Source organism: Collinsella stercoris DSM 13279, assembly GCF_020735465.1.
Lineage (GTDB): Bacteria > Actinomycetota > Coriobacteriia > Coriobacteriales > Coriobacteriaceae > Collinsella > Collinsella stercoris.
In genome coordinates, this window is record NZ_CP085935.1 from 1,590,306 (window position 1) to 1,602,688 (window position 12,383).

The window sequence follows — 12,383 nt, forward strand, 5'->3', positions numbered from 1 at the left end:
AATCCGCTGGTCACGATACCGCTCCTCGGTAACTCGACAACTCGACAATTGTGCGCTTCTCGAATATTAAATTACCCTTCCACGGCAGCACAGTCTGTCCTCTAATGATTTGGAACAATGACTCTCGTGCGCAAGAGTTGATCTGATTATTATGGCGCATAAGCACCAACGACCAAGAAAAGCATCAGGCTCTTGGCAATAACTCGCCCCTCAAAGCACGCTCATTTTCCGCCACAAAACCTTGCGTCCATGTTCCCAAATGAGGCAGCCCCTCATTGCTCAAACGTCCAAAGAGCATGCCTTTCGCACGCCCCTTGTCATCACTCTGACCTCCCGAGCGCCTGTCGAATACTCAAGCCGGCACATGGAAAATCAATATCATTCCTCGAGAGCGTATAGCCGAGCAGCGCCCGCGATAGCACCGACCGTCTCGCATCACTCGAAGCCCAAAACGCTTGGAATATCCGTATAGGGGACAAGCCCGCCACGCCGAGTCGAGAGCTCGTCTTCTCCGGCATACACGACACAACGATGGTCGGCATCCAAATCAAGCTCTCGGGAAGCGATCCGCTCGAGCACGTCAAAATATTTGCTCCGGAACGTCGTGGAGGATTTAATCTCAACAGCAGCGAATGGGCAAGGGCCTTTTTCAATAACGACATCGATCTCGTTTTTGTTGGAGTCGCGCCAAAAGGAAAGACTCGGCACCCTTCCACGATTGAAATACTCCTTCATAAGTTCCGATACGACTGCAGTTTCAAAAACAGCTCCCCTCTGAGGGTGCACAGAAAGCTCATCGGCATCTTCTATACCAAGCAGGTTACACAGCAACCCGCTGTCGTGAAAATAAAGCTTGGGCGTTTTGATAAGCCGTTTCCCCCGATTGGCTGCATAAGGTCTCAGCAGATGAATCACATAACTGGAGGACAAAATCGATATCCAGTTGTTCGCGGTTACGTTCGAGATGCCACAATCGCTCGCCAAACTCGCCACATTGAGAAGCTCGCCGGACCGAAGGGCGCAAAGCCGGATGAAGCGCGAGAACTCCCCAATCTTCGCCACACCGAGCTCTTGGCGAACATCACGCTCCAAGTACGTCTCAATGTACGAGGGATAGAAATCAAGCGGATCGATATCCGATGCGATAACACGCGGATATCCTCCGCGATATATCCAACTCCAAGCACCTTCAGGGCGCAACGAGCCCTGCGATATCTCCCGATAAGAAAGCGGAAGCAGACGCAGGATTCCAACGCGCCCCGCAAGCGATTGAGAAATGTTTTTCGAGAGCAAAAAGTTCTGTGAACCAGAAATGATGAACGAGCCGGGCTCGTCACGCTTGTCAACCATGCCTTGCAAATATGAAAATAGCTCGGGCACTCGCTGAGCCTCATCAAAAATCACGCAATGGGCATGGCGGTTGAGAAACTCATTTGGATCTGCTTGGAATAATTCACGCGTTGCAGGGTCCTCGAACGACAGATAGTCATGCGAGGGGAACGCGCTTTTAATAAGCGTGGATTTACCGCTCTGACGAGGTCCTGTAACAGAAACGACGGGGAACTTTGTCGCCAACTGCGTCAACTTCCGCTTCATATCGCGTGAAATCACGAGAAACCACCTTCTGCCTAATACCAATTACTCGCATTACCTGTGCAGTTCTTGATGACTTTATAATTATCATATCCTTCACTTTATAATTGTCATAGCTACGACTTAGTAATTATCATAAACATGACTTTATAATTGTCCTAGGACTGACTTGGCAATCAGCCTAGTTGGACTCGAAGTCGTACTCAAAGTGCTGCAAAAATCCCTAACAGCAAAATGCTATATCTCATACAGCATATTATTGAGAGGCAGGGGTATCTGCCAACTGGGCAAACCTTGCTCACAAGAGCCCGTTAATACTGCTAATGACTAAGCATATGTGCCGCAAGGGATTCTTGCAGCACATGCGCCTCCGGTTGTTCCGCAAACGGCCTTTCAAACGGCCCTTACGCCTTGAGCGTGAGCACCGCACCGAAGGCGGTGGGACCGCAGTGGCTCGAAATCACGCCGCCGACCTGCGTCCACGTCACGCTCTCAAATCCAAGTTCGCGAGCATAGACCTCCATGTCGCCACGCAGCTCCTCGGACAGGCCCACGGAATACGCGAGGCCGATATGCGAGTAGTCGATATCGCCCTTGGAAATCATGTGGTCAAGGAACGCCCGCGCGCATTTGAGCATGGAGCCGCGGAATTTCTTGGTCGCAACGAACTTGCCGCCCGTCACCTCGATGCAGGACTTGATCTTGAGCAAGTGGGCACCCAAGAACGCCATGTTGGAAAGACGACCGCCGCCCTTGAGAAACGCCAGGTCGGTGGGGACAAAGCCCAGCAGCACGCGATCCATGACGCTTTCGACGAACGTGAAAACATCATCAACGCTCGCCTCGGGGTGGGCCTCGATATACTTTGCCGCCTCAACGGCAACGAGAGACTGGCCAACAGAGACAAAACGCGTGTCCATGGATCGCACGTAGTCGCGCCCCTCGGCAGCGATCTTCGAGGATTGGTGCGAGCAGGTTGTGACCTCGGAATACGCCAGGTGCAAGATGGTGGCGTCGGGCTGCTCGGCGTGGATACGGTCGAAGACCTCCTCGAAATCCGCCGGCGAGCAGCCGCTCGTCTTGGGCATTTGCCCCAACTCGTTGCAGCGCGCGTAGATCTCGAGCGGCGAAATGGCGCCGTCGTCAACGGTCTCGTCGCCAATCGTAACGTGCATGGGAACGCTCACGATGCCGTAGCGCTCGCACAGCTCGGGCGTAACGTCCGCACCGGACTCAACCACGACTACGTATTTGCCCACACCAATCACAACCTATCAACGTCGCTGTTCCGCTCTCAAAAAAGCACCGCCCACGGCAGAACCGGCGGCGGCGCTTTCGGATTCCAATCGTACTCGATGTACGATTATACACACTTTGAACAATCCTGTTACTTATCTCGCACAGCGGTCACCATTTCCCATGAATGGGCAGGGGGTCAACACCCCATGGCAACAGAGCACCGCGCCCCGCATGCAGAGGGCCGCGCCCCATGCGGAGCACCACGCCCCGCATGCAGAGAGGCAGCACTGCACCTGCAAAGCGGAACGCCCCACATGCAGAGGACCAGCACCCCGCGGCGCGCATATGGAGCCCGACACCAACCCGCTCGATCGAGCCGGCGCTACTCGACCAGCAGCTTGGCAATCTGGACCGCGTTGGTGGCGGCACCCTTGCGAATCTGGTCGCCGCAGCACCAGAAGGTGATGCCGCGCAGCTCATCCGGATTGGAAATATCGCGACGCACGCGACCAACCCAGATCAGATCCTGGTCGGACGTGTCGAGCGGCATGGGCCAACGGTCATGCGGGCTCTGCGCGTCCAAATCGTCCACGAGCTTGACGCCCGGGGCGGCGGCAAGGGCCTCGCGCGCCTGCTCGAGCGTGATGTCGCGCTCGAACTCGAGCGTGATGCTCTCCGAATGCGAGCGCAGGACGGGCACGCGCACGCACGTGCAGTTCACGCGCAGGTTGGGTAGGTGCATGATCTTGCGGCCCTCGTTTTGGAGCTTCATCTCCTCCGAAGTGAAGCCCTCGAACTTCTCCCCGCCGATCTGCGGGATGAGGTTGCTCGCCAGCTGCGCGGCGAACGCACGGGGCGCGGGCATCTCCTCGCCGCGGCCCATGCAGCCGATCTGCTCCTCAAGTTCCCGCATGCCGGGCACACCCGCGCCGCTGGCGGCCTGGTAGGTCGACACGATCATGCGGGTGACGCCCGCGAGCTGGTGCAACGGCCACGTGGGAACGAGCCCGATGATGGTGGCGCAGTTGGGGTTGGCGATGATGCCCTTGTGGTCGAGGGCGTCCGCCGCATTGATCTCGGGCACCACAAGCGGGACGTCGGGGTCCAGGCGGAACGCATGCGAGTTGTCCACCACCACGGCACCGCGCTTGACGGCCTCGGGGTAGAGCGCCAGGGCCACGTCGTCGTCGGCTGCACCGAGCACGATGTCCACGCCGTCGAACGCCTCGGACGCGGCGGCCTCGATGGTCACGGCGCCCCACGGGGTCTCGATCACTTTGCCCGCGGAGCGCGGGCTCGCGAGCAGCTTGAGATTGCCCACCGGGAACTGCTGCTCCTCCAGGCACGCGAGCATCTGCGTGCCCACCGCTCCGGTGGCGCCGACGATCGCGACTGTGTACATCTTCATGGTGCTCTCTCCTTCTCTGCCGTGCGCCTGGGAAGGCAGCAGCCAACTGCCACCAGCACCGAAGCCCACGTCGAACGGTGGGTTTTACGCCTCCAGATCGGCCGTCGTCACAATACCGTTCTTGTCGGAGAACGCGTCGTAGATGGTCTTGATGGCCAGGTCGAAGTCCTTTTCCTCCACGCCGACGATGATGTTGATCTCGTCGCAGCCTTGGGTGATCATGCGCACGCTCACCCCGGCCTCGCCGAGCTTGCCGAACAGGTGACCGGAAATGCCTGCGCGGCCGCGCAGGTTGCGGCCGACCGTGGCGATGAGCGCGAGGTTCTCCACCACCTCGATCTCGAGGGGCTCGACCTCCTCCTGGATGTCGGCGATCAGCGAGTACAGCGAATCCTTGACATCGGACGCCTGGACCACGGCGGCGAACTGGTCCACACCCGTGGGCATGTGCTCGACGGAGACCCCGTAGCGCTCGAACACCGAGAGCGCGCGGCGCATAAAGCCGATGCGGCTCTTGGTGCGGTCGCGCGCCACCGTGATGGCAAGGAAGCCGCGCTTGCCCGCGATGCCGGTGATGATGGGCTCGGTATCGCCCTCCTTCGCGGTCTCGGAGATGATGGTACCCGGGTCCTCGGGGGCGTTGGTGTTCTTGATCACGAGCGGGATCCCGGCGTCGCGGACGGGGAACACTGCCTCCTCGTGCAGGACGCTCGCGCCCATGTAGGAGAGCTCACGCAGCTCCTCGTAGGTGATGCGGGGAATGGGCTGGGCGCCCGGGACGATGCGCGGGTCGGCGGACAGAAAGCCCGAGACGTCCGTCCAGTTCTCGTACAGGTCCGCACCGAGGCACTGGGCGAGGATGGAACCGGAGATGTCGCCGCCGCCGCGGTCGAGCAGCTTGATGCGGCCCTCCTTGGTGGCGCCGTAAAAACCGGGCATCACAAAGCCGCCCTCGCGGGCGTTCTCCTTGACGAGCTCCGCGGTGCGGCGCATGGAGAGGGTCCCGTCGTGATGGAAGGCGACCATGTCCGCCGCGTCGATGAACGGCAGGCCCAGGTACTCGGCCATCAGGCGCGCGGTGAAATACTCGCCGCGGCTCACGAGCTCCTCGGTGGTGTAGCCGCCCGAGCGGGCGCGCTCGGCGAACGCGGCGAACTCGTCGCGAATGGGATAGCCGAGCCCCAGCTCGTCGGCGATGTCAAAGTAGCGCTGGCCGATGTCGGCGAGCAGGTCGTCGCAGGAGACATGGTAATTCACGTGCGCGTCAACCAAATACAGCAGGTCGGTGACCTTGGTGTCGCTCTTGGTGCGACGACCGCACGCGCTCACCACCACAAAGCGACGCGCCGGGTCGGCGTCGATGATCGCCTTGATCTTGCGAAAATGCTCGGCGTCGGCAACGGATGAGCCGCCGAACTTGGTGATCTTGATCATGGTGAGCGAAACCTTTCCCCACAGCGGGCGCGAACAGCCCAAATCGCATATGCGAGCCACGTACGGTATGCAGGTTGTCACTTTATCATGCGCAAGTACCTCGCCAATAAACCGGCGCATTTGTTTCCAAATAAAGAACGTCCTATGAAGCGCCGCTGAAGAGCGGGAAGTCGCCGGCGCTTTAGCGCGGCGGAGCGTCGCGCTCTGTTACCATGAGCGCGAACACAAGGCACCGGCCGTGAGAGGACATAAGCATGGCGAACATGGCGACGTATCACAGCACGCGCTCAAAGGCACCCGCACTCACTTCCAAAGAGGCGATTCGCCGCGGCATTGCGCCCGACGGCGGGCTGTATGTGAGCGACGCGCTCGGAGATGCCACCGTTGACCTTGAGAACCTTGCAGACAAGGACTACTTCGAGCTCGCCCGCGAGGTGCTGGGGGCCCTGCTGCCCGACTATACCGCCGACGAGATCGCCGCCTGCGTCACCGAGGCATATGAGGGCACGTTTGCGAGCGACGAGCTGACGCCCGTGGTGCCGCTGAGCTGCGCTCCCAACGCCGACAACGTGCCTGCTTACGTGCTCGAGTTGTGGCATGGCCCCACGAGCGCCTTTAAGGACGTTGCGCTCCAGATGCTGCCGCGCCTCATGGCGCGCACCGCCGACACCGATACCGACTGCACCGCCACGGCCGACACCGGCGCCACCGCCGAAGCCGACACCGCCTCGGCATCCTCCCCTGCTCCCGCCGAGAAGATCATGATCGTGACCGCGACCTCCGGCGACACCGGCAAGGCGGCACTCGCCGGCTTTGCCGACGCCCCGGGCTGCGGCATCACCGTCTTTTACCCCGAGGGCAAGGTCTCTCGCGTGCAGGAACTGCAGATGAGCACGCAGGAGGGCGGCAACGTGTCCGTCTGCGGGGTGCGCGGCAATTTTGACGACGCCCAGAGCGCGGTCAAGCGCATCTTCGCCGACCGCGAGCTCGCCGAGCGTCTCGCCGCGCAGGGCGTGCGACTCTCCAGTGCCAACTCCATCAACGTGGGCCGCCTGGTCCCGCAGGTGGTGTACTACTTTGCCGCCTACGCGCAGCTTCTGCGCGCCGGTTCCATCGAGCCCGGCGACGCCGTGGAGTTCTGCGTGCCCACCGGCAACTTTGGCGACATCCTCGCCGGCTACTACGCCAAGCGCCTGGGGCTGCCTGTGGCCAAGCTCGTGGTTGCCAGCGACAAGAACAACGTGCTCTACGACTTCCTCACCACCGGCACCTACGACCGCGCCCGACCGTTCTTCACCACCACCTCGCCGAGCATGGACATCCTCATCTCGTCCAACCTCGAGCGTATGCTGTACTACCTGAGCGACGGCGATTGCGAACTCGTCTCCCAGCTCATGGACCAGCTCGCCCAGGGCTCTTATGAGGTGCCTGCCGAGCTCCTCGCCAAGATCCAACAGGTCTTTGGCTGCGGCTGGGCGGACGAGGACCAGGTGGCGGCGGCCATCAAGTCGTGCTGGGAGGCGAACGGCTACCTCATCGACCCGCACACCGCCTGCGGCTACCACGTCCTGGCAGATCAGCCCGCCACCCCCGGCGCCAAGGCCCGCGTGCTGCTGTCCACCGCAAGTCCGTACAAGTTCCCCCGCGCCGTGGCGAGCGCCCTGGGGCTCTTCTGCCCGCCGAGCGACTTTGCCTGCATGGACGTGCTTGCCAAGGCCACCGACACCACTGCCCCCGAGCAGCTCGCCACGCTCCAGGGCAAGCCCGTGCTCCACACCGACGTGGTCGATGTCGACGGCATGTCCGCCTACGTGGAGAATGCCGCCCGAGCCCTTTAAGCCGCGCGGGCCTTCCGCTCCCCACCCATGCGCATGGGAAGCGGAAGGCCCGCCCGACACTTAGGCGTGGTACGTCCGCCGCGAGTTCCGCACGAGCCAGAGAGCCCAGTGGGCTCTCCGTGCGAGCAGGACTGCCCGAGCGCCGGACGTACCATGCCCGAGCTTCGGACACGCCACGTCGCCCGTACTTATATCGATGTATCAAGAAGAGTTAGGCCGCGTCTTCGGCAAGCGGATCGGCAACACACTCACACGTTTCGTACATGTTCCAAGGATCCAGGTCCACACAAGAAGTCTCGTCGTGATTTCCGGCAACGTCCCACGCGACGGCACCATTCATGACCGTCAACCTGCTTGAGAAGAAATCCTCATCCGATAGCTGGGCAAATACACCACCTTGCTCGATGAGGGGCTTGATATCTGCGCGACGTACCGACCCGTCGGAGAAATACGCATACACGGTAAAATCATCGCCCGCGAGCGCTTGGACAACACAAGGCAGATACTCCATGCGATACCTCCTACATCAACGGATCAATGGGATTGAGCGGCTTGCCCGCAGCGGCCAACTCCCAGTTTTGCATCAGCTCGTCTTTGTGCAATTCAGCCTAGGCAAGAACGAACTTCAACTGGCGATTTGGCAAGGCGCCACGAGTGACACAGCCATTTTGGATATCAACTGACGCCGACCTGCCGGTATACTCCGCATGGAAATGAGGAGGGTTATGCTCATCGTAGTACATGGTAATTTTAATTCCCAAAAACAGTGCGATAACTCGCATAGACGCTCATTTCAACGGCATGAAAAGTACCACCATTGTACCCGCATGCGCATCACTTAGAATCAGTCCCTGATAGGATGGTGAGGTGCGGCTCGCCCTCAACAAGGAGGCACTTCATGATCAAGATCACCGTTCCCGCCACGAGCGCGAACCTCGGCATCGGCTACGACACGCTCGGCATGGCGGTCTCGCTGTACTCGCACTTCACTTTCGAGCGTTCCGATGAACTCAAGATCACGGGCTGCCCCGAAGAGTTCCAAAACGAATCGAACCTCGTATACGTCTCGTTCGTCGACGCGCTACACGAATGGGGCGAGGAGCCCTTCCCCGTCAAGCTCGACATCCACACCGATGTTCCCGTCGCGCGCGGCTTGGGAAGCAGCTCGACGTGCGTCGTCGCGGGCATCATGGCCGCGGCCGCGCTCACGGGGCACACGGTCGACCGCGCCGAGCTCGTGCGCATCGCCACCGCCGTCGAGGGGCACCCCGACAACGTGGCCCCCGCCATTCTGGGCGGCGCCGTGTGCTCGTTCACGCCCGAGGGCGGACTGCCCCGCTGCCTGCGCTACGACGTGAGCGACCGCCTGCGCTTTATCACCGTGATCCCTCCCTACGAGGTGCACACGAGCGAGGCGCGCAAGGTCGTCCCACAGGAGGTGCCGCTCTCCAGCGCGGTGTGGCAGATGGGCCGCATCGCGGGCATGACGCGCGGCCTCGAGACCGGCGACCTCGCCCTCATCGCCGATGCGAACGACGACCGTCTGCAGGAGCCCTACCGCCGCGCCCTCATCCCCGACTACGACGCGATCCGCGCCACGTGCCTTTCCGGCGGAGCGGGGACGCTCTGGATCTCCGGCTCGGGTTCCACCCTCATGGCAGTCACCGACGACACCATCGTGGCCAAGTTCCTGCAGGTGCGCCTGCGCGAGCAGTTCCCCACCTGCGAGACGCACATCCTCACCTGCGACACCGAAGGCGCCCAAATCGAATACCTGTAGACAGGTCGTGCGGTGCGCAAGCACCGCCAAAGCGCAACGGCACTCGACCGCAGCGCCGCCCGACCGCAGTGGCGCTCGATCAACTTACAGGAGCAAGCTTGGACGCGATGCTCGCCCCGCGGTATATCACGCGCGCGACCGTTACCACTTGAGCGTCCTCGTCAATCCAGTAAAACATGAGGTAATTCTCCACCCGTAGCGCGCGATACTCATGCGCAAGCGGGCGTATCGTTTGATAGACGCGGCGGCGATATGGCATCGACTGGAGGCCGTCTCCCACAGCCATAAACTCCTGCGCAAGCTTTTCCGCCGCTCGCGGGTTTTGAAGATCGCCCGCGATATACGAAACGATTTCCGTTACATCACGTAGCGCCAAGGGGAGGTATTCGACCTTATACACAGGACGCCTCCGAAGACGACGCATTGCGAACCGCGTCTCGCATCGCCGCAAAGACTTCCTTTGACGAGTATCGAACGCTCGTCAGTTCGGCCTCACGCTCCGCCTCCTTGAGCTTGGTGTACACCTCGCTCTCGAACTGCAGGTTCTCATAAGCCTCCATGCTCATGACCACCATCTCGCCGACCCCGTTCCTCGTGAGAAAAATCGGCGCGGCCGTTTCCTGTGCCTCGGAAGAGACCTCCGTGAACTTGTTTCTCAGGTCAGAAATCGGACGAATGGACGGCATCTGAGCTCCCTTTGTAAGAGTTATCATAATTATGATAACTCTTCGGCAACAGCGGTCACGAAAGGGGCACCATGAAATACCAGGAGATCGGATCGAGCGGCGTCGAGGCGAGCCGCATTGCGATGGGCGTCATGCGCATGGCGGGAAAGACGCGCGACGAGGCACGGGAAATCGCGCAGGCAGCGCTCGATTGCGGCATGAACTTCTTTGATTCGGCGGACATCTACGGTGCGGGCGAAAGCTCCCGCGTGCTGGGGCAGGCGCTGCACGACCTGGGCGTCAATCGCCAAGATGTCGTTTTGCAAACCAAGTTTGGCATCGCGCCCGATTTTTCCGGCAAGCGCAACGGCATCTACGACTTCTCGCGCGATCATCTGCTCTCATCACTCGAGGCCGAGCTCGACCGTCTGCAGACCGATTACGTCGACTTTGTGCTTCTGCACCGTCTCGATGCCCTCTGTGAGCTTGATGAACTCGGGCAGACCATGGCGGAGATCGTCGATTCCGGCATGGCGCGGCACATCGGCGTGAGCAATATGGGGCCGTGGTCTTGTGAGATGCTGCAGGCCAATCTCGACCAAAAGCTCGAGGTCAACCAGCTGCAGTTTGGCCTGTGCCACGCCGGTATGGTGCGTGTGCAGATGCATGAGAACATGGACGACGACGCCGCGGCGGATCGTGATGGCGGCGCGCTCGCGTATTCGCAACTCACCGGCATGACCATCCAGGCATGGAGCCCCCTGCAATACGGCATGTTCGCAGGAACCTTTATCGACAATGACCAGTTCTCGGAGCTGAATCAGATGCTTGCCGAACTCGCCGAGGCAAAGGGCGTTTCCAAGGAGGCCATCGCCATTGCATGGATATTGCGCCATCCGGCACGCATGCAGGTCATTTCGGGCTCGATGAACCCGGAGCGCATCCGTAACATTGCCGCGGGCGCCGAGGTCGAGCTTTCTCGTCAGGATTGGTACGACCTGTACATCGCGGCGGGCAACGACCTGCCGTAACGGATTGCGCGCCGCGTCGAACCCGCCATGGCACCGGCAGAAGTGGCACAGCGGGACAGCCTGCTAATGCCCCTCCCAGCACGGGGCCCGCATCAAATATGTACGGGACGTGCGCAATGCGTGAGCCCTCCGTGGAGTCGCGTGTGCAGCAATGCAAGCACCCGCTAGGCGGGTACATCAACAGTACTCCACCCCTCTAGACGGCGGCGTCGGCTTCTCCTCCGGCGCCGCCGTTTGCATTGAGGGCGCTACGTCCGAGTCCCACGTCGCGCAGCCCTTCTTTGACGCGCGGGCTCTTCTCGACGAGCGGGGCCCTTTCTTGACGCGCGATCCCTTCCTGGCGCGCAAGCCCTTCTCGACACGCGGCCCCTTCTCGGCATGCAGCCTCTTCTCGATGCGCGGCTCCTTCTTGACATGCAGCCCCTTCTCGACGCGCAATCTCTTCTCAACGCACGGTCTCTTCTCGGCGTGCAATCTCTTCTCGGCGTGCGCGCACCCCCGCGACAAAGAACATGAACGCCGCAGCTACGGTCGCGACCGCCACGAACAACAACATCGCCTGTATGCCGTACGCATCCTGCAACACGCCGCCGCACACTGTGCCCACCATGGCCCCCACGCCCGTCGTTGCCACCGAGAGCAAGGTCTGCCCGAGCATTTCGCTTCGCGGGCTGCAAACCTCGGCTATGTAGCATGTCAGCAGCGGCGTGAGCAGGCCGTAGCTTGTGGACTGAAAGAGCAGGCCGATGAACACCATGGGGACGTTGGTCGCGCAGACCACGATCATGTTGCGCAGCAGATATGCCGCGCCCACCACCATGAACAGCGTTCCCGTCGAAAACCGACGGCGTAGGCGCGGCACCAGCGCCATGGCGGGCAGCTCGCTCACCGCCATGCAAAAAATCGCGACGCCGTACATCGATGTGTCGCCGCCCACGTTGACCACGATGTCGATGAGGTACACGCTCAGGCAGTTGCATGCGATGAACGCGACCATAAACCCTGCGAGGATCATCAACAGGACACGCTCGCGCAAAATCTCGCGAAACGCGCCGCCGCGCTCGTCCTCATGGCGCCCCTTCGCTCCGTGCGAAGCGTCGAGCTCGCCCGGGGCATCCCCCACCAACGCGCCCGGGGCACCTCCCGTCGTCGCGTCCAGGGCGTCCCCCGCCAGCGCCCCCATACCCCCTCTTTTCCTTTATGCACGACCGAAAGACCCGACCGGCGCTCGCACGACAGACATCCACGCGGCCGGAATCCACGCGACCGGCGCCCGCGCGGCCGGCGCCCACACGACAGCCGGCACCCGCCGCACCCCCGCCAAAGCGCTCCGAGAGTTAACTTTCGAAGCCGCTAAACCCGTGACAGGGCGAAGAACCTCCGCGAAAGTCAACT

The 12,383-nt window shown here is 61.2% G+C and carries 12 protein-coding genes; 3 read left to right on the plus strand and 9 right to left on the minus strand.

Annotated elements, in window-relative coordinates:
• Positions 1-435: 435 nt before the first annotated feature.
• From LK434_RS06835 to LK434_RS06850, 4 genes are all read right to left on the minus strand, one after another.
• Positions 436-1,611, minus strand: a complete 1,176-nt coding sequence (locus LK434_RS06835; protein ID WP_148334423.1) for an ATP-binding protein — start codon at positions 1,609-1,611, stop codon at positions 436-438.
• Positions 1,612-1,997: 386 nt separating this feature from the next.
• Positions 1,998-2,852: a DegV family protein gene (locus LK434_RS06840; protein ID WP_040360486.1), complete on the minus strand. Its 855-nt coding sequence runs from the start codon at positions 2,850-2,852 to the stop codon at positions 1,998-2,000.
• Between the two features lie 362 nt (positions 2,853-3,214).
• Positions 3,215-4,240: an aspartate-semialdehyde dehydrogenase gene (locus tag LK434_RS06845; RefSeq protein ID WP_006719793.1), complete on the minus strand. Its 1,026-nt coding sequence runs from the start codon at positions 4,238-4,240 to the stop codon at positions 3,215-3,217.
• A gap of 84 nt (positions 4,241-4,324) precedes the next feature.
• Entirely contained in the window at positions 4,325-5,674 is a 1,350-nt protein-coding gene (locus tag LK434_RS06850) for an aspartate kinase (protein ID WP_006719790.1), read from the minus strand.
• 263 nt (positions 5,675-5,937) lie between these two features.
• Between LK434_RS06850 and thrC the strand changes: the two genes are divergently transcribed.
• Complete coding sequence (gene thrC / locus LK434_RS06855) at positions 5,938-7,512, plus strand: threonine synthase (RefSeq protein WP_050754952.1); 1,575 nt, start codon at positions 5,938-5,940, stop codon at positions 7,510-7,512.
• 211 nt (positions 7,513-7,723) lie between these two features.
• On the opposite strand, the gene LK434_RS06860 is transcribed toward thrC, so the two are convergent.
• Both LK434_RS06860 and LK434_RS10585 read right to left on the minus strand, forming a co-directional pair.
• Complete coding sequence (locus tag LK434_RS06860; protein ID WP_006719786.1) at positions 7,724-8,023, minus strand: DUF2442 domain-containing protein; 300 nt, start codon at positions 8,021-8,023, stop codon at positions 7,724-7,726.
• A 97-nt stretch (positions 8,024-8,120) separates the two neighbouring features.
• Positions 8,121-8,294, minus strand: coding sequence for a DUF4160 domain-containing protein (locus LK434_RS10585; protein ID WP_083784169.1), 174 nt, complete (start codon positions 8,292-8,294; stop codon positions 8,121-8,123).
• 116 nt (positions 8,295-8,410) lie between these two features.
• Here LK434_RS10585 and thrB point away from each other — a divergent pair, with 116 nt between their 5' ends.
• Positions 8,411-9,292, plus strand: coding sequence for a homoserine kinase (thrB, locus tag LK434_RS06870; RefSeq protein WP_006719783.1), 882 nt, complete (start codon positions 8,411-8,413; stop codon positions 9,290-9,292).
• Positions 9,293-9,371: 79 nt separating this feature from the next.
• Here the strand turns inward: thrB and LK434_RS06875 are convergent, their stop codons facing one another.
• Both LK434_RS06875 and LK434_RS06880 read right to left on the minus strand, forming a co-directional pair.
• Positions 9,372-9,692: a type II toxin-antitoxin system RelE/ParE family toxin gene (locus LK434_RS06875; RefSeq protein WP_006719780.1), complete on the minus strand. Its 321-nt coding sequence runs from the start codon at positions 9,690-9,692 to the stop codon at positions 9,372-9,374.
• On the minus strand, positions 9,685-9,978 hold the full coding sequence (locus LK434_RS06880) for a type II toxin-antitoxin system Phd/YefM family antitoxin (RefSeq protein WP_040360485.1): 294 nt from the start codon (positions 9,976-9,978) through the stop codon (positions 9,685-9,687). The genes LK434_RS06875 and LK434_RS06880 overlap by 8 nt, the downstream gene beginning before the upstream one ends.
• A 71-nt stretch (positions 9,979-10,049) precedes the next feature.
• Here LK434_RS06880 and LK434_RS06885 point away from each other — a divergent pair, with 71 nt between their 5' ends.
• Positions 10,050-10,988 carry an aldo/keto reductase gene (locus LK434_RS06885; protein WP_006719776.1) on the plus strand — a complete coding sequence of 313 codons (939 nt, stop codon included), beginning with the start codon at positions 10,050-10,052 and terminating at the stop codon, positions 10,986-10,988.
• Positions 10,989-11,433: 445 nt separating this feature from the next.
• On the opposite strand, the gene LK434_RS06890 is transcribed toward LK434_RS06885, so the two are convergent.
• On the minus strand, positions 11,434-12,171 hold the full coding sequence (locus LK434_RS06890) for an MFS transporter (protein ID WP_006719773.1): 738 nt from the start codon (positions 12,169-12,171) through the stop codon (positions 11,434-11,436).
• Positions 12,172-12,383 lie beyond the last annotated feature (212 nt).

What these genes read in the sequence shown, in the direction of transcription:
- LK434_RS06845 (WP_006719793.1), bottom strand. Translation starts at nt 4,240, where the DNA reads ATGAAGATGTACACAGTCGCGATCGTCGGCGCCACCGGAGCGGTGGGC.
- LK434_RS06850 (WP_006719790.1), bottom strand. Translation starts at nt 5,674, where the DNA reads ATGATCAAGATCACCAAGTTCGGCGGCTCATCCGTTGCCGACGCCGAG.
- thrC (WP_050754952.1), top strand. Translation starts at nt 5,938, where the DNA reads ATGGCGACGTATCACAGCACGCGCTCAAAGGCACCCGCACTCACTTCC.
- LK434_RS06860 (WP_006719786.1), bottom strand. Translation starts at nt 8,023, where the DNA reads ATGGAGTATCTGCCTTGTGTTGTCCAAGCGCTCGCGGGCGATGATTTT.
- LK434_RS10585 (WP_083784169.1), bottom strand. Translation starts at nt 8,294, where the DNA reads ATGCGAGTTATCGCACTGTTTTTGGGAATTAAAATTACCATGTACTAC.
- thrB (WP_006719783.1), top strand. Translation starts at nt 8,411, where the DNA reads ATGATCAAGATCACCGTTCCCGCCACGAGCGCGAACCTCGGCATCGGC.
- LK434_RS06880 (WP_040360485.1), bottom strand. Translation starts at nt 9,978, where the DNA reads ATGCCGTCCATTCGTCCGATTTCTGACCTGAGAAACAAGTTCACGGAG.
- LK434_RS06885 (WP_006719776.1), top strand. Translation starts at nt 10,050, where the DNA reads ATGAAATACCAGGAGATCGGATCGAGCGGCGTCGAGGCGAGCCGCATT.
- LK434_RS06890 (WP_006719773.1), bottom strand. Translation starts at nt 12,171, where the DNA reads ATGGGGGCGCTGGCGGGGGACGCCCTGGACGCGACGACGGGAGGTGCC.